The organism is Winogradskyella sp. R77965 (assembly GCF_044594915.1).
Taxonomy (GTDB): Bacteria; Bacteroidota; Bacteroidia; order Flavobacteriales; family Flavobacteriaceae; genus Winogradskyella.
Map to the genome: position 1 here is coordinate 391,336 of NZ_CP138990.1, position 15,556 is coordinate 406,891.

Sequence of the window (15,556 nt, forward strand, 5' to 3'; positions counted from 1 at the left end):
TAGGAAAATTAGCTTAAAAACAAGAGCTTACTCATCTCTTAGCATACGATTTCGTTGACTTATCGTATGTCGTTTTAATATACGAGAACTTTCACGGCGCACTTCGGGATCATCTTTCATATTCCAAAGAATTTCACTAGCCCGTTTTCGATTCTTTTTTATATCTACTATTGGATTTGGATAGTTTTCTCCAAGTTTAAAATTATAAAACGTTTGCTCCATCTCAGTCATTAAGTAGGGTTCATGAATGAAAGCTGTATCTAAATGTGCAAGTTCTGGTACCCATTTTTTTATAAAAACTGCATCAGGATCATGTTTTAGACTATTTGTCGTAGGGTTATAAATTCTAAGGTTATTAATTCCTGTTTCGCCAGCTTGCATTTGCAATTGCGGAAAATGAATTCCGGGTTCGAAATCTAAGAATTGTTGTGATAAATGCGTTGTAGCCGATTGCCAAGGTTGCCAAAGTATGTGCGTAAAAAATGATGCTAACATCGCACGCATTCTAAAATTCACATAGCCAGTTTCAATAAGACAGCGCATGCTCGCGTCTACTAAAGGAAATCCGGTTTGCCCAGTTTTCCATGCTTTTTGATAGTCTTTAGAAATACTTTTCTTCAACTTGTGGTAGCCTTTATTTACACTAGCATTTTCCATAGTATGCTCCATTTCAAACTTTTGGATAAAATGGGCTTGCCATCGCAATCTCGATATAAATGCACTTATATGACGTTTATCTTTAGTTGTTATTTTAACTGCTTTGCCTTTTTGAAATACTTGTCTAATCGATAAGTTTCCCCAGGCTATATAGGGAGAAATCCTACTGCAACTACTTCGAGAAGCTTCTGGTTTTGAAATGTTAAACATGTAATCTTCGTGCCTACTTTCAAAAAATGAGTTAGCATATCTCCAACCTATAGTGCTACCTCCTTTTTGAAATTTTGTTTTAGATTCTGTGTCCAAATTGGTAACTGCAAATACCTTCTCTAAAGTTTGAATTTCAGTAGTACTTAATAATTGATTTTCTATAGGTTGAAAGGTTTCAAGCTCTTGGTACATGTAAGCTTCCCAATTTTCGAACCAATTATCTCTGTTTACCAAACCACGTTCAACACCATTATTTTTGGATTCTTCCCAGTCTATAAAATTGTTTCTACAGTAGCGCTTAAATTCTTTATCTCTATTATAAGTGATTAATAAGCCGGTTTCAACATGAGAATAAACGGCATCGATTTTATAGAATTCTTGAAGTTGATTAAAAGCACTGGTAATATCGCTAGTGGCTGTTAATACTTTTGAATTGTATTCTGTAAGCTGCTCATTTAAATCTCTTATCGATTCTTTTATGAAATTAAAATGACGCGCACTATAATGTGCATCATTCAGTAATAAGTGCTCAAAAACATAAAGAATCAAGACACGTTTTTTAGATTTTAAAGCATTAGAAATAGCTTCATTATCCTGAAGTCTTAAATCGCGTTTTAGCCATACTACATTTATATGTTCCTTTTCAGACATTATAATTGTTGTAAAAAAGTTTTAGCATTCGCAAAGTGCTTTTCTTTTGTTTCTTGTTTCATTTTATCGAATGTTCTAATCAGCATTCCTAAACGTGGATTACTCAAAAAGAAATCCCTATGCTTATCCATAAACGTCCAAAATAATCCATCCCAAATGGGCTGCCAATCTCCTTTAGAGTAGTTACTCATTTTCATGATATAGTTACTACTACTTATATATGGCTTGGTTGACATTAAACCACCATCAGCATATAAACTCATACCATATACATTCGGTACCATCACCCAATCGTACGCATCAATAAATAATTCCATAAACCATTTGTAGACGTCGTCTGGATCAAATTCGCACAATACCATAAAGTTGCCTAAAATCATTAAGCGTTCTATATGATGTGCATACCCTGTTTTTAAGACTTTCTTTATAACATCGTCTACTGGTTTAATTCCTGTTGAACCATCGTAGAATGACTTCGGAATTTTTCTACTGAATTTCCAAAAATTCTTGTTGCGTTCTTCGGTACCCTTCACTTCGTATATACCACGGATAAATTCTCTCCATCCTAATATTTGGCGAACAAAACCTTCTGTTGAATTTAATGAAACATCATTTTCTTTTGCATATTCTATAGCTGTCCTTATGACATATTCTGGTTCTAAAAGTCCGACGTTTATTAAAGGAGATAGTAGGCTATGATTTAAAAAATGCGCTTCTTTTACTATGGCGTCTTCATAGACGCCAAACTCATGAAAACGAATTTCTAAAAATTGTTGAAACCACTTTTTAGAAGTATTATAATCAATAGGGTAGAGTGTGAACTCAGTTAACTCTCCGTAATGATTAGCAAAATGCTCATTTACATAGCTTTCTGCTTCCTTATGATAATCTGAAGTATCTGGAAATTGGATGTTAGGCGGTGTTTTGTCTTTAGGATATTTCTTTCTGTTGTCAACGTCATATGTCCATTTTCCACCTTCTGGTTCTCCTGAAACCATTAGGATATTCCTATCTTTTCGTTGTTGTTTGTAAAATGAAGTCTGAAAGAATTTCTTTTTTGATGGCTTAAAAAAAGAAGATAAATCTTGTTTGGAATTTATGAATAGCGGATTCTCGTACCATGCTATTTCTATAGCTTCTGAAGTTGAATCAATATGTTTGTGAAGCCAATTGTCAGTTGGGTCTGTAATATAAAGTTTTTCAATGCCGTCTTCAATAAGTTTTGGAATAAGCTTACGCACATCACACAAGTCATTAGTAGCATCAACATATTTTATGGTCTTCCCTTTCTTTTTTAAGTGATTTTCATAAGATTTCATTGATGCTCTATGAAACGCAATCTTCTGTTTATGGAATTTGTAATGTTTAAAAAACAGAAATTCCTCAACTAAATAAATGTCACAATCTTGTTCAAGAACTGGTGAATTCTTAAATAGTTGATGTGGGAATATTAAGACTGCTTCTTTCATTTTTAAAATAAGCTAGGTTGTAACCAAAGTTTTCTAAACTTTCTATTAGTATCGTATCGTTCTGCTTGAAGTTGAACATTAAACTTTCTATCTCTAGGATCATTACCAACTCCTGCAACATACATCCAATTACCATAGTTGCTATGTACATCATAATCGATGAGTAAAGACTCAAAATAAGCTGCACCTAGTCTCCAGTCGAGTTCTAGTTCTTTGGCAAAATATGAGGCTACGTTTTGTCGCCCTCTATTACTCATCCAACCTGTTTCTTTTAGCTCTACCATATTGGCGTTTACAAAGTCTGAATGTGTTTCTCCATGAATCCAATTGTCAATTTTATCTTCATCGGTTTTCCATTCATAACCTTTTTTGAGAATGCCTTCTTGCTTAAAAATCTGGTTGCCATGTTTTAATGAGATATATTTAAAATAATCGCGCCAAATCAATTCAAAAATTAGCCAATAGGTAGATTGATTTTTAAAGTATTCTTTTTCAAAATGTTTTACTTGCCAATAAATAGTTCTTGCTGATATTGATCCATTTGCTAACCAAGGTGAAAATTTTGAACTATAATCTTTACCAACTAAACCGTTTCTTGTCTTCTTGTAAAATCCCAATTTTTTGGTGTTGAAAAAATAATCTTCAAGTCGATTTATGGCGTTGGTTTCACCTCCCTTAAACGGGAAAGCGGAATGTGGATGAATTTCGAAGTCTTCAAATCCTAATATTTCAAGTGAAGGAATTTTGGTGTTATTCTCAATTCTATTACCCTCAGAAAACTTTGATATATTTAACTCCGGACGAATGTCAACATATTTTTCAAGCCTTTTTCTAAAGACCGTAAAGACCTGCGGTGTCTTAGAAATATCAAAATTAATATCTTCATGATGATATAAAAACTGATTATAAGTAGAATGCCAACTAATATTTTGTAGTTGGGATTTTACAGCATTTTCAACGTCTACTTCCTCTTGAGTCCATTCCAATTGAAGAAAAATATTACTGACATTATATGTTTTACATACTTGTTGAATAACATCCTCTGGTTTTTGGTGAAACACCAATAAATCTATGTTTAGCGTTTCCAATTGATATCTTAAATCAGTAACGCTTTCAATTAAAAATTTTGCTCTAAATTTTTCTGTTTTTTTAAACCCGAATTTATTATTTGAGAATTGACGAGGATCAAAACAATACACACCAATAAGTTGGTCGCAGTTCTTTTGTGCTTCGAATAAAACTGCATTGTCAATGGTTCTTAAATCATTTCTAAACCAAATTAAATTTATGTTATTTTTTGTCTTCTGCATCTTTCGCTACAATATTTCACATTGTCCCAATCCTTTTTCCATTTTTTACGCCATGTAAATGGTCTGGCACAAATAGGACATATTTTTGTTGGAAGGTTCTCTTTTTTTACAGTTTTCATTTTTTAACTAATGCATTTATCATTCCGCTAAAAACAAAGGCATGAAAGGGTAGAACCATATACCAATATAATCTGCCCCAAACCCCTTTTGGTCTAAAAACGGCACGTTGGTATAATTGATCTTTTATAATCTTAAATTCTAACCAAGCTTCTCCAGGCAATCGCATTTCGGCAAATAGTAAAAGTCGTTTTTCGTCTTTACTGGCATATAATACACGCCAAAAATCTAAAGCATCTCCGGCTTCTAAATACGTATCACTAGTTCGTCCGCGTCTTAAGCCAACTCCTCCAAAAAGTTTGTCCATATAACCTCGAAGCTTCCATAGTCCATTGAAACTATACCACCCATTTCTTCCTCCAATACTCCAGATTTTATTTAGTGTATGAGTCTCATCAGTAACAGTTCTATGTCTTACATCTTTAAAACAACCATATTGCGGTAATTCTATATGCTTAGATAATTGATCTTTAAAACGTCCGCTACTTACAGCATCTTTCCAACTCGATATCACGGCGTTTTGCTCTATCCTTTGAAAAGCTAAATTCACGGCAGTTTTATAATCCATTGGTTTCACACCAATAATCTCATTGATATTACTTTGTTTACCAATAACTTCAACTTTCATACTATCCACTAAGGCTGATGCTAGTTGAAACGATGTAGAAGTCACAAAATACAGCCAATAAGAAGATAGTTTTGGTGATAAAACAGGAAGCGTTAGGATATAACGTTTGAAACCCCTTACTTCAGCAAATTGAAGAAGCATTTCTTTGTATGTTAGGATCTCGGGACCAAAAATATCATAAGAGTTGTTATATAATTCTTCTTTGCCCAATCCTCCAGACAAAAATGAAAGCACATCTCTGATTCCCAAAGGTTGGGTCTTTGTATTTAGCCACCTTGGTGTAATCATAAAAGGTAACTTTTCTACAATGTCTCGTATAATTTCGAAAGATGCACTTCCGCTACCCACGATAATTCCGGCTCTAAAAGTGGTTAAGGCATAGTCCTCGGATTTTAGCGTATTTTCTACTTGTAATCTCGATTTTAAGTGTTTTGATAGTGATTCATCGTTTACGATACCACTTAAATAAATAACTTGTTTACAATTTGTGACAGAAACAAGATTTTTAAAATTCTGCGCACATTGTCGCTCTAAATCTTCAAAATTCTCTGAATCTGTAGACATGGAGTGTATTAAATAATACGCAGCATCAATGTCTTTTGGAATTTTATTTGGTTCAGGATCTAAAAAATCGAGTTTAATAAAGGTACAGAGTGGGTTATCTTCTATTTCATCAGGAATACGACTTAAATCACGTACACAGCAAACTAATTCATGCTCATCTTCGAGCAGTTGAAGTGCTAGTCTTCTGGCTATATAGCCTGTTGTGCCTGTAATTAATATTCGCATTATTCATTGGTTTTTTCAAACTGTGGCTTAGGTCTTTGATATTCTAAACGGGTTTTCAATTTTGGGACTGTATAGCCATCCAAACCATTTATAGCTGCCACTTTTCCTTTAGATAGATTAATAAAACCATCTTTTTCTAGCAAATTATCTGGGACATACAATTTATCGATTTTGCCAATTAATAAAATTGTGTTGTTCGCTTTAATCGGGTATTCTTCAACGTAGCTCATAGCCAATTGAACAGGGCAACCTTTTACAAAAGGTGCTAAAAAGTTATCTTTATAGTCTTCAACTAGTTTTGTAGCATCAAACTCTGAAATATCCTCACTATACTTTGCAGAAGTGTGATGTGCATCATCTATAATTTCATCATGGATATGGTTAATAGTATATTTCCCTGTTGATTTTATATTATGATATGTATTGCGCAATACAGTTGTTGGCCTTAAAAAAAACCCTAACAAAGCAGGATTTGAACCCATATGTGTAATAGAACTAAAAACAGCGACATTGCTTTTACCATCAAGACTTTTAGTACCTATTAGATTAGCAGACTTGTAGCCAGAACAACTGTTAATTAAGTTAATTCTATATAAATGATGTAATTGATCTAAATCATCGCTACTAAACTCTGTCATCTATAGATTAATAAAGTTGTTGATTTTTACATTTTCAGCTTTTAAATCGAACATTAAATTATACAATCCAAAGAAGGTTCTATTTATGTATATAAAATGCTTTGAACCGCGATTACCATTCATGTTTCTCAATTCTGTGCTTTTGGAATAGCGTTGTCCCATTTCTGTTATTTGATTGAAAAATTCTGGATTTGAAAAATCAAATTCTTCAACATGAAATGGCTTTGTAAATAAGCTTAAGAGTTCATGAAACATAGCACTAAAAAATTCAATTTCTTCTTTAGAATCGTCCTTACGAAGGATTTCTAGTTCATATAGTTTCTCAGTAAAAGCTTTTGGGTTATCAATACAATCTTTATCAGCTAATTCGAAATAAGGTTTGTAGAATTCTTCAGGAATTGACTTCATACATCCGAAATCTAATGCTATTAAATCCCCTTCCTTGGATATTAGAAAATTTCCAGGATGTGGATCTGCATGTACTTTTTTCAACTTATGGATTTGAAACATGTAAAAATCCCATAGTGCCTGACCAATTTTATTGGATGCATCTTTGTCAGTATTATGTGCTACGAATTCTGAAAGATGTTCACCTTTCATATAGTCCATAGTAATAATACGCTCTGATGAAAATTTTTCGTAATACTTAGGAAACTTTAGATTAGGAATATGTTCGCAAGCTTCAGCGACAGCTTTACTTTGTTCAATTTCTAAAATATAATTTGTTTCTTCGGTAAGTTTATTTTCAACTTCTTTAAAATATTTATCCGAATCTTTTCCTTTGATGTTAAACATTTTAATAGCTATGGGCTTAACTAATGCTAAATCAGAAGCAATACTTTCCGCAACTCCAGGATATTGGATTTTCACAGCAAATTTATTCCCATCCTTTTCTGCAATATGGACTTGGCCAATACTGGCAGCATTTACTGAAGTTGCGTTGAAAGTATCAAAAATGTCTTCAGGATGTTTCCCGAAATATTTTTTAAATGTTTTTATGACTAAAGGCGGAGACAAAGGCGGAACAGAAAATTGAGATAACGAAAATTTCTCAACATATGCCTGTGGCAATATACTCTTTTCCATACTCAGCATTTGTGCGACTTTGAGTGCACTACCTTTTAATTTTTTAAGGCTGTCGTATATATCTTCGGCATTATTTTGATTAAGTCGCTCTTTGGCGTCTTCCTTAGAATTTACTATTTTGTCGCCGTAATACTTTAAGTAGTTGACACCTACTTTTGCACCAGTGGTTACTAACTTACTAGCTCTAGAAATTTTTGTAATCGGTATACTATCTATAGTATTCATCTAGTTAGAGTGTATTTTTTCTTTATATATGAATTTGCCAAAGTCAATGAGACTTTTTAGAGGTGTCGTATCTATCAAATCAAAACTCGCTTGAACCGATTTTTCTATGTAAATATCTGTTTTCTCAAATGATGGAGATGTATCATCCATCCAAAATTTTAAGGTTAACAACAACTGCAACCATGCTGATTCTTTAAGACCTCTATTTTTAATCTTTTCTAGCTTTTCTTGTTTGAGATCTAAAGTCTTGATATCTAAAAGCTCAATGTAATTGGCAAAACTTTTCTTTAGATGAGAGAGCGTTTTTAAGGATTTTAATTGATTTTTATCCGAGCTTAAAGCGTGAATAACGTAACTTCTATTCGCTGTAAGTACCTCAAAAAACGTAAAATAGAAGCTCAATAATTTGTTGCGTGCATCAAAAGATTTATAGTCTTCACTTTTGTAAAGCACTTCAAGGGTATTATCAAAAAACACCTTAAATATGGATTGTTCTAGTAATTCAAAAGAATTAAAAAATTCATAGAACTTCTGTTCTTCAAAATTATTGTCTTTAGCAAATGCGTATACTGATTTTGGTTTGTGATTATGAGTTAAAACATAATCCATATAATACGATATGATATCAGCTTGCTTAATATTTTTCTTTTTTGCCATTGTAATTAATTTACAAAACAAATATAATAATTGTTTAACTATTTAAAGTTATAGTTAAACAAAATTTAACACCAATTTCTGATATATACCTCTTTTACTAAGAGGTCTTAGGTAAATAATATTTTTTACGCAACCAAAATGAGACTCTAACTAATAAGATTAATGCAGGTACTTCTACCAATGGACCAACAACTCCTGCAAATGCTTGACCAGAGTTTAAGCCAAATACTGCAATAGCTACGGCAATTGCCAATTCAAAATTATTACCAGCAGCTGTAAAGGCTATAGCCGCATTTTTATCGTAAGTTGCTCCCATAGCCTTGCTTACAAAGAATCCTACAATAAACATAAGTGCAAAATATATTAATAATGGCACTGCGATGACTAGTACATCCAAAGGTATTTCTACAATAAGTTCACCTTTGAGCGAAAACATCACCACAATGGTAAATAATAGTGCAATTAAAGTTAATGGTGAAATAGTCGGAATAAACTTTTTGGTATACCATTCGTCACCTTTTAATTTTACTAAAATTAAACGTGACAAAATACCCAGTAGAAAAGGTATACCTAAATAAATTGCCACACTTTCTGCAATTGTTGCTATGGAAATATCGACAATTGCACCTTCGAAACCAAAATAGGGTGGAAGTACAGTAATGAATATGTAGGCATAAAAACTATATGCAAATACCTGAAAAATACTATTTAATGCGACGAGTCCTGCTCCGTATTCGCTACTTCCTTCGGCTAAATCGTTCCAAACCAATACCATAGCAATGCAACGTGCTAAACCTATTAGAATTAGTCCAACCATGTATTCTGGGTAATCTCGCAAGAATGTTATGGCTAGTAGGAACATTAATACAGGTCCAATAATCCAGTTTAAAACTAAAGAGATAGATAAGATTTTTACATCTTTAAATACTTTAGGAAGTAAGGCGTAATTTACTTTAGCAAGTGGAGGATACATCATTAAAATTAGGCCAATAGCTATAGGAATATTTGTTGTTCCACTACTATATGAATCTATAAGCTTTGGAAATGAAGGTGCAAAATAGCCAATGCCGACACCAATAATCATGGCTAGAAAGATCCATAATGTTAGATAACTATCTAAAAAACTGAGTTTCTTTTTCATTTTTGTCACTACAATTATTTTTTAATTTTAGAAAACACATATTTTAATTCTGTTGCAATTTGAAGACTACGTTCTTTGTATTTTTCAGCCTGTTGCGGAGTATTATCATATGCTTTTGGATCTTCGAAGGTTATTGGAATTCGTTTTTCAGCACCTACAATAAAAGGGCAGCCTTTATCAGCACTAGAGCAAGTCATTATGGCTGCAAATTCTGAAGCAGGATTAAAATCGGCATCAAAAGTTTTAGAAAAACCAATAACAGGATGCTCAGTTTCTGAATACTTAATAGCGTAAACAGGATTCGATTCGGTTGATAATTTCTCAATTTTGAATCCAGAATTTTCTAACGTTTCAGCTGCAGACGGAAATAGGGCAGTGGCTTCGGTTCCTCCAGAATAACAGAATACATTTTTTATATTGAAATAACTCGCCATAGTTTGTGCCCAAACTTGAGATAAATGACTTCTTCTCGAATTGTGGGTACAGATAAAATTGAGGTTTACGGTTTCATTTTGCGCTGTTTTGATTTTAATAAAATCGATTAATGATTGAAGAATAGTTTTACGCTCTTCTGAGATTGAGCTTACATCTAGTGTCTCGACTTGAGAAATTATTTTAGGATATAGCATTAATTAAATTTTGAGCGTTATTTATTAGCAGCAACCAGAATCTGGAGCACAACATGATGATGAATTTTGTAATTCTGAGAGCTTAACTCTTGGCTTTGCTTCTGGTATTCCACAATTATCTTTAGCTAAGCAATCAGTTTGCTTAGAGGTTAGTAAAAAGTGTTTACCATCAAAGTCTAAACTGTATTTGCCAATAGTATCACTTTGGTATTCTACTTCAATGTCTAAATCACCTATGTTTAATTCTTTTTCAGAAAGTTCAATGATATTTAGTAATTTTTCAGGATGTAATCTATGATCATAATCGTCTGCATTCCATAACTGAAAGTTGGCAACTTCTTCTTGTCTTACTGTGCCGCCACAATCAATAAAGTTTTTAGTTATTTTTCCAACTTCAGTGACGTGGAAATGACTTGGAACTAAAGTTCCATTTGGTAATTGAAACGCTATAGTTTCTAGTGTTTCTAATTTTGATTTTATTTCTGATAGTTTCATGAGTATTTTATTTTGTTAACAACAGGTTATTTTTAATCGATTTGTATTCCATAATTTTTTTCCAATATCGAATGTGAGTAATAAATGAATGATTCCAAGTATAATAGCACCTGGCAGTATATTAACAGCGATTAATTGTACGGTTTCAAAACTGCTGTGGAGCATAAAATCTGTAGAATATATGATACCATCATTTGTGATTGTTGTCCTAGCCGCAATGATTAAAATGATAGCTGCAAAATGAAAGCTATTAGCAAAGAGATGAACAATATATTCCCATTGTGGAAGTCCGTTCATAAAACTTCGACTTTCCTTTTCTGAATAGGCATCTATTCCTAAAACAATCAAATCAATTGCGACAAGGCTAAGTGCTATCCAAAATCCAAGAATACTTGTATCAACGAATAATAAATAGGTAATAGCAGGGAACAAAAGAGCTCTAGCCGTATGTGTCTTATGTTCAAAATTACTTTCATCTCTATTAAAAAGTTCAAATTTCCATAGATGGAGATAGGCTCCATCGTAAGTAGCAAGCAACATAAAAGCAATTAAACAAAACATTGATAAGAAGAATAAAATTTCCATGAGTTTCTGGTTTTAGTTATTTATACTTTTGTATTAGCAGCAAGTCATATTTAAATCTTGATCTAAAAATTCTGAAATCACTGCTTTCATTTGAGACCAATTAGTTTTGTCAATGCAATAACAAATACTTGTGCCTTCTATATTGCCTTTTATGAGTCCTATTTTTTTTAGTTCTTTTAAATGTTGAGAAATAGTAGGCTGAGCTAGCCCAATTTCATCAACCAAATCACCACAAATACAAGAATTTATTTTAAATAAATATTGAAGAATAGCTACTCTTGCCGGATGCCCAAATACTTTCGCAATTTGAGATATCTGGTTTTGTTGCTCTGTAAATATTTCACTTTTAGTCAATCCCATAATTTATATATTATTATATTGCAATATTACGATTAATAAATTGATTTGCTTGTTTTTTGTTGAATAAATTTTATATTTTTCATTTTAAGGATTTCTTAACATTTATAGGATTGGTTTAGTCGTAATTTTATGCGACTTTAAAACAAATACTTAACACTATACATTATGAAAAAATTAGTACTATTTGCATTTGCGTTAACATTAATGTTTTCGATAAGTGCACAAATTCAAACACCTGCACCAAGTCCTGCTGCCAAAATAGAGCAAGTCGTGGGTTTAACCGATGTATCAATTGAATATTCGAGACCTGCAATGCGTGGAAGAACCATTTTTGGCGACCTTGTTCCTTATGGAAAAGTATGGAGAACAGGTGCTAATCTAAGAACTAAAGTAACATTTAGTGATGCTGTAACGGTTGGTGATACAGAACTTAAAGCTGGTACTTATGCGATCTTTACAATTCCCCAAGCGGATTCTTGGGAAGTGGTTTTCTACACAGAGCATGCTGGTGGCGGAGCACCTGCAGAATTAGATGAGACTAAAGTAGCTGCTCGTGTCAATGCTAAAGTATATCCTATAGAAATGGACATACAATCTTTTACGATTTCTATTGATGATATAACAAATCACTCTGCTGTTATTGGAATGATGTGGGAGAAGACTTATGTTGGTGTAGAATTTAAAGTACCAACAGAAGCTAAAGTAACAGCGTCTATTGAGAAAACAATGTCTGGCCCTTCAGCTAACGATTACTTTTCGGCAGCAGTCTATAATTTACAAGAAAACAAAGGCTTAGAAAAAGCTATGGAGTGGATTGATAAAGCTGTAGAAATGACTAAAGATAGACCTCGTTTTTGGTTTTTAAGACAGCAGTCATTAATACATGCAGCTAATGGAGATAAAAAAGGTGCAATTGCCGCAGCTAAAAAATCTTTGGAAGGAGCAAAAGAGAATAAAAATGCAGATTATATTAAAATGAATGAGGACTCTCTAAAAGAATGGGGAGCAATGTAAAATACATTGTTAGAGTGCTATACACTTGGATAATTAGATAAAAAACGCAACTCATTGAGTTGCGTTTTTTATTGGTATTCCAAACCAATTAAACTTCTTATATTATCTAAAGTTTTAATGAGTTGTTGACTTCTTTCAAAAGTCATAATATCACTTTCAATTTTATTATCTCTAATCAGTTGATTAAAATGTTCAATCTCATAACTGTAACCAATAGTTTTATAATCGAAGGTTTTTAATTCAGAAATACCATGCTTATCAATTAAGACAACCGAAGAAGGCTCATGAAAACGTCCGTTAATTTTAATTATCCCATTTTCACAATGAAAAATGGCTTCAGTTTTAGTCTCTTCTATTAGCGTACTTTTTAAATGGGCTATGGCATTATCATATTTAAAAATAATATCACATTTTGAATCTGATCCTTCGGAAAAAAATTCTGCTTTCGCCTCAATACCATTCGGTTTACCTAAAATTGATAGCGCTGCAAATACAGGATAAATCCCAATATCTAATAAGCTTCCTCCTCCAACAGATTTGTCAAATAATCTTGAAGTTTCATCGTACTTAGGGTGAAAACCAAAATCAGCCTCAACACGAATAATTTCACCAAAGTGCTTTTGGCTTAGAAGATTTTGTACATATTGAAAATGTGGAAGAAAAGTAGTCCATAAGGCTTCCATTAAAAGGATTTCTTTTGTCTTGGAGGCATTAATCATCTCATTTACTTCGTCTAAATCCATAGCGAACGGCTTTTCACACAAAACCGATTTTTGATGATTTAAACATAAAAGGGTATGCGCTTTATGGAAACTGTGAGGAGTAGCAATATAAATAGCATCTATTTCTGAATCTGATGCTAAACTTTCATAATCACCATAGGCTTTATCTGCATTAAATTCTAAGGCAAAAAGTTTTGCTTTTTCTAAAGTTCTTGAGGCAATCGCATAGAGTTTAGCATTCGGTACTTTATCTAAATCAGCAGCAAATTTAACAGCAATTTTTCCTGCTCCGATAATTCCCCATTTTATGGTTCTAAGAGACATCAATAATTTCTTTTTTTGGTAAAACTGGCTGAAGAATATTAGCAATTATAATTACTAAAACACAGCCAAATAAATTCAACCATAAATATGGCATCCAATCAAGCCACCAACCAATGACCACAATTGCTTGTGTGATTAAGGCTCCAATAAAAACGGCATTACCCTTAATATATTTAAAGAAGAAAGCCAGTAAAAATATACCTAATACATTGCCATAAAATATTGAACCTATAATATTTACGAGTTGAATAAGGTTTTCTGCCAAATCTGCAAAACAAGCAATTATAATTGCTATAATTCCCCAACCAAGTGTAAACCATTTGGTCATTTTAACCATGTGTTCTTCGCCTTTGTCTTCTTTTAGATTTCTACTATATAAATCAATAGATGTAATGGTTGCTAACGCATTTATCTCAGATGCTGTTGAGGACATTGCGGCAGATAAAATTACAGCTAGTAACAAACCGATAAGACCTTTTGGAAGATTGTTTAGGATAAATCGAATAAACATATAATCTCTGTCATTAGTCTGTGTATCTTTTGCTGACTCTTTGTAAAGTGCAGTTAGTGCTGCTGATTTTTCGAGATAAGTTTCACTTTTAGGATTTGATTTAAGTCTCTCAACTTCATTTAGAAGTGTTGTGTATTCTGCAGTATATTCAGGATCTACGGCTTTTTTTATTAAGAATTTTGATTCTAAACGATAGGTTTTTTCTATACTATCGAGCTGAAACAAATCCTTTTTCAGACTTTGATCTTCACTTTTAGAGAGAGCCAGACTTAGTTTTTGCTTCTCTTTGAATAGAGCTGTTTGTTTATCTTGAAGTACTTTATAGTCATTTCCATATTTTGATGCTAAAACCGTTTGTGTGGAAGCATCTATAAAATTTAACGGAGATGGATTGAACTGATAAAACACAAAAACCATAACACCAACGAGTAAAATAAAGAATTGCATCGGTACTTTAAGTAAGCCATTAAAGAGTAAGCCCATTTGCATTTCTTTCATGGATTTACCAGAAAGGTAACGCTGCACTTGGCTTTGGTCAGTTCCGAAATAAGAAAGCATTAAAAACGTACCTCCTATAAGTCCTGTCCATACGGTATATCTATTTTCTAAATCGAAAGAAAAATCTAAGACTTGCATCTTACCAGTAGCACCAGCAATGTCTATAGCATCTGTAAAAGAAACCTCTTCTGGAATCAAATTAATAATGATGAATAAGGCAGCCAGCATACCAGCAAAAATGACAAACATTTGCTGTTTCTGTGTTACAGTAACCGCTTTGGTTCCACCTGAAACCGTGTAAATAATAACTAAGACTCCAATAACGATGTTTAGCGTTACGATGTTCCAACCTAATACGACAGAAAGAATAATAGCTGGAGCAAAAATAGTAATACCTGCCGCTAATCCACGTTGGATTAAAAATAAGATTGCTGTTAGACTTCGTGTTTTAAGATCGAATCGATTTTCTAAAAATTCGTATGCTGTATAAACTTTAAGTCGATGATAAAGTGGAATAAACACCAGGCAAATGATAACCATGGCAATTGGGAGTCCAAAATAAAATTGAACAAATCCCATACCATCTGAAAAGGCCTGGCCAGTTGTAGAAAGGAATGTGATTGCGCTGGCTTGGGTGGCCATTACGGATAGACCGATGGTCCACCATTTTGAAGTATTACCTCCTTTTATGTAATCTTGCGCATTCTTTTGACCTCTGGTTTTCCAAGTTCCATAGCCTACAATTGTGGCTAAGGTGACTATTAAAACGGTCCAGTCAATCCAATCTAAAGTTTGCATGTATTTATGCGAATGATGCAGTTATAAAGTAAAACAAAACAA

Annotated in this window: 16 protein-coding genes; 1 reads left to right on the forward strand and 15 read right to left on the reverse strand. The window is 33.0% G+C overall.

What is annotated here, in order from left to right; genetic code table 11:
• Positions 1-27: 27 nt before the first annotated feature.
• The 13 genes from SJY34_RS01925 to SJY34_RS01985 form a co-directional block, all read right to left on the reverse strand.
• Positions 28-1,518, reverse strand: coding sequence for a deoxyribodipyrimidine photo-lyase/cryptochrome family protein (locus SJY34_RS01925; protein ID WP_400078387.1), 1,491 nt, complete (start codon positions 1,516-1,518; stop codon positions 28-30).
• The gene (locus SJY34_RS01930) at positions 1,518-2,987 is read right to left on the reverse strand and encodes a cryptochrome/photolyase family protein (protein WP_400078389.1); all 1,470 of its coding nucleotides are present in this window, start codon (positions 2,985-2,987) and stop codon (positions 1,518-1,520) included. The genes SJY34_RS01925 and SJY34_RS01930 overlap by 1 nt, the downstream gene beginning before the upstream one ends.
• A 2-nt stretch (positions 2,988-2,989) precedes the next feature.
• Positions 2,990-4,297 carry a DASH family cryptochrome gene (locus SJY34_RS01935; protein WP_400078391.1) on the reverse strand — a complete coding sequence of 436 codons (1,308 nt, stop codon included), beginning with the start codon at positions 4,295-4,297 and terminating at the stop codon, positions 2,990-2,992.
• On the reverse strand, positions 4,273-4,416 hold the full coding sequence (locus tag SJY34_RS01940) for a DUF2256 domain-containing protein (RefSeq protein WP_400078393.1): 144 nt from the start codon (positions 4,414-4,416) through the stop codon (positions 4,273-4,275). Before SJY34_RS01940 ends, SJY34_RS01935 begins: the two co-directional genes overlap by 25 nt.
• Positions 4,413-5,831 carry an SDR family oxidoreductase gene (locus SJY34_RS01945; RefSeq protein WP_400078395.1) on the reverse strand — a complete coding sequence of 473 codons (1,419 nt, stop codon included), beginning with the start codon at positions 5,829-5,831 and terminating at the stop codon, positions 4,413-4,415. The genes SJY34_RS01940 and SJY34_RS01945 overlap by 4 nt, the downstream gene beginning before the upstream one ends.
• On the reverse strand, positions 5,831-6,469 hold the full coding sequence (locus tag SJY34_RS01950; RefSeq protein ID WP_400078396.1) for a flavin reductase family protein: 639 nt from the start codon (positions 6,467-6,469) through the stop codon (positions 5,831-5,833). Before SJY34_RS01950 ends, SJY34_RS01945 begins: the two co-directional genes overlap by 1 nt.
• Positions 6,470-7,780, reverse strand: a complete 1,311-nt coding sequence (locus SJY34_RS01955; protein WP_400078398.1) for an ABC1 kinase family protein — start codon at positions 7,778-7,780, stop codon at positions 6,470-6,472.
• Positions 7,781-8,437 (reverse strand): TetR family transcriptional regulator C-terminal domain-containing protein, encoded by a 657-nt coding sequence (locus tag SJY34_RS01960; protein ID WP_400078400.1) that lies wholly within the window; start codon positions 8,435-8,437, stop codon positions 7,781-7,783.
• A gap of 97 nt (positions 8,438-8,534) precedes the next feature.
• Positions 8,535-9,578, reverse strand: coding sequence for an ACR3 family arsenite efflux transporter (gene arsB / locus SJY34_RS01965; RefSeq protein ID WP_400078402.1), 1,044 nt, complete (start codon positions 9,576-9,578; stop codon positions 8,535-8,537).
• 14 nt (positions 9,579-9,592) lie between these two features.
• Positions 9,593-10,207 carry a low molecular weight phosphatase family protein gene (locus SJY34_RS01970; RefSeq protein WP_400078404.1) on the reverse strand — a complete coding sequence of 205 codons (615 nt, stop codon included), beginning with the start codon at positions 10,205-10,207 and terminating at the stop codon, positions 9,593-9,595.
• 24 nt (positions 10,208-10,231) lie between these two features.
• On the reverse strand, positions 10,232-10,702 hold the full coding sequence (locus tag SJY34_RS01975; protein ID WP_400078406.1) for a DUF6428 family protein: 471 nt from the start codon (positions 10,700-10,702) through the stop codon (positions 10,232-10,234).
• A gap of 15 nt (positions 10,703-10,717) precedes the next feature.
• The gene (locus SJY34_RS01980; protein WP_400078408.1) at positions 10,718-11,287 is read right to left on the reverse strand and encodes a hypothetical protein; all 570 of its coding nucleotides are present in this window, start codon (positions 11,285-11,287) and stop codon (positions 10,718-10,720) included.
• 33 nt (positions 11,288-11,320) lie between these two features.
• Positions 11,321-11,647: an ArsR/SmtB family transcription factor gene (locus SJY34_RS01985; protein ID WP_400078410.1), complete on the reverse strand. Its 327-nt coding sequence runs from the start codon at positions 11,645-11,647 to the stop codon at positions 11,321-11,323.
• A gap of 165 nt (positions 11,648-11,812) precedes the next feature.
• Here SJY34_RS01985 and SJY34_RS01990 point away from each other — a divergent pair, with 165 nt between their 5' ends.
• A complete protein-coding gene (locus SJY34_RS01990) occupies positions 11,813-12,661 on the forward strand; it encodes a DUF2911 domain-containing protein (protein WP_400078412.1) in 849 nt (282 codons plus the stop codon).
• Between the two features lie 68 nt (positions 12,662-12,729).
• Here SJY34_RS01990 and SJY34_RS01995 read toward each other — a convergent pair whose 3' ends face one another.
• On the reverse strand, positions 12,730-13,707 hold the full coding sequence (locus SJY34_RS01995; protein ID WP_400078414.1) for a Gfo/Idh/MocA family protein: 978 nt from the start codon (positions 13,705-13,707) through the stop codon (positions 12,730-12,732).
• On the reverse strand, positions 13,697-15,514 hold the full coding sequence (locus tag SJY34_RS02000; protein ID WP_400078415.1) for a sodium:solute symporter: 1,818 nt from the start codon (positions 15,512-15,514) through the stop codon (positions 13,697-13,699). Before SJY34_RS02000 ends, SJY34_RS01995 begins: the two co-directional genes overlap by 11 nt.
• Between the last annotated feature and the right edge of the window lie 42 nt (positions 15,515-15,556).

What these genes read in the sequence shown, in the direction of transcription:
- SJY34_RS01950 (WP_400078396.1), bottom strand. Translation starts at nt 6,469, where the DNA reads ATGACAGAGTTTAGTAGCGATGATTTAGATCAATTACATCATTTATAT.
- SJY34_RS01970 (WP_400078404.1), bottom strand. Translation starts at nt 10,207, where the DNA reads ATGCTATATCCTAAAATAATTTCTCAAGTCGAGACACTAGATGTAAGC.
- SJY34_RS01985 (WP_400078410.1), bottom strand. Translation starts at nt 11,647, where the DNA reads ATGGGATTGACTAAAAGTGAAATATTTACAGAGCAACAAAACCAGATA.
- SJY34_RS01990 (WP_400078412.1), top strand. Translation starts at nt 11,813, where the DNA reads ATGAAAAAATTAGTACTATTTGCATTTGCGTTAACATTAATGTTTTCG.
- SJY34_RS01995 (WP_400078414.1), bottom strand. Translation starts at nt 13,707, where the DNA reads ATGTCTCTTAGAACCATAAAATGGGGAATTATCGGAGCAGGAAAAATT.
- SJY34_RS01980 (WP_400078408.1), bottom strand. Translation starts at nt 11,287, where the DNA reads ATGGAAATTTTATTCTTCTTATCAATGTTTTGTTTAATTGCTTTTATG.
- SJY34_RS02000 (WP_400078415.1), bottom strand. Translation starts at nt 15,514, where the DNA reads ATGCAAACTTTAGATTGGATTGACTGGACCGTTTTAATAGTCACCTTA.
- SJY34_RS01935 (WP_400078391.1), bottom strand. Translation starts at nt 4,297, where the DNA reads ATGCAGAAGACAAAAAATAACATAAATTTAATTTGGTTTAGAAATGAT.
- SJY34_RS01975 (WP_400078406.1), bottom strand. Translation starts at nt 10,702, where the DNA reads ATGAAACTATCAGAAATAAAATCAAAATTAGAAACACTAGAAACTATA.
- SJY34_RS01955 (WP_400078398.1), bottom strand. Translation starts at nt 7,780, where the DNA reads ATGAATACTATAGATAGTATACCGATTACAAAAATTTCTAGAGCTAGT.
- SJY34_RS01940 (WP_400078393.1), bottom strand. Translation starts at nt 4,416, where the DNA reads ATGAAAACTGTAAAAAAAGAGAACCTTCCAACAAAAATATGTCCTATT.
- SJY34_RS01945 (WP_400078395.1), bottom strand. Translation starts at nt 5,831, where the DNA reads ATGCGAATATTAATTACAGGCACAACAGGCTATATAGCCAGAAGACTA.
- SJY34_RS01930 (WP_400078389.1), bottom strand. Translation starts at nt 2,987, where the DNA reads ATGAAAGAAGCAGTCTTAATATTCCCACATCAACTATTTAAGAATTCA.
- arsB (WP_400078402.1), bottom strand. Translation starts at nt 9,578, where the DNA reads ATGAAAAAGAAACTCAGTTTTTTAGATAGTTATCTAACATTATGGATC.
- SJY34_RS01960 (WP_400078400.1), bottom strand. Translation starts at nt 8,437, where the DNA reads ATGGCAAAAAAGAAAAATATTAAGCAAGCTGATATCATATCGTATTAT.
- SJY34_RS01925 (WP_400078387.1), bottom strand. Translation starts at nt 1,518, where the DNA reads ATGTCTGAAAAGGAACATATAAATGTAGTATGGCTAAAACGCGATTTA.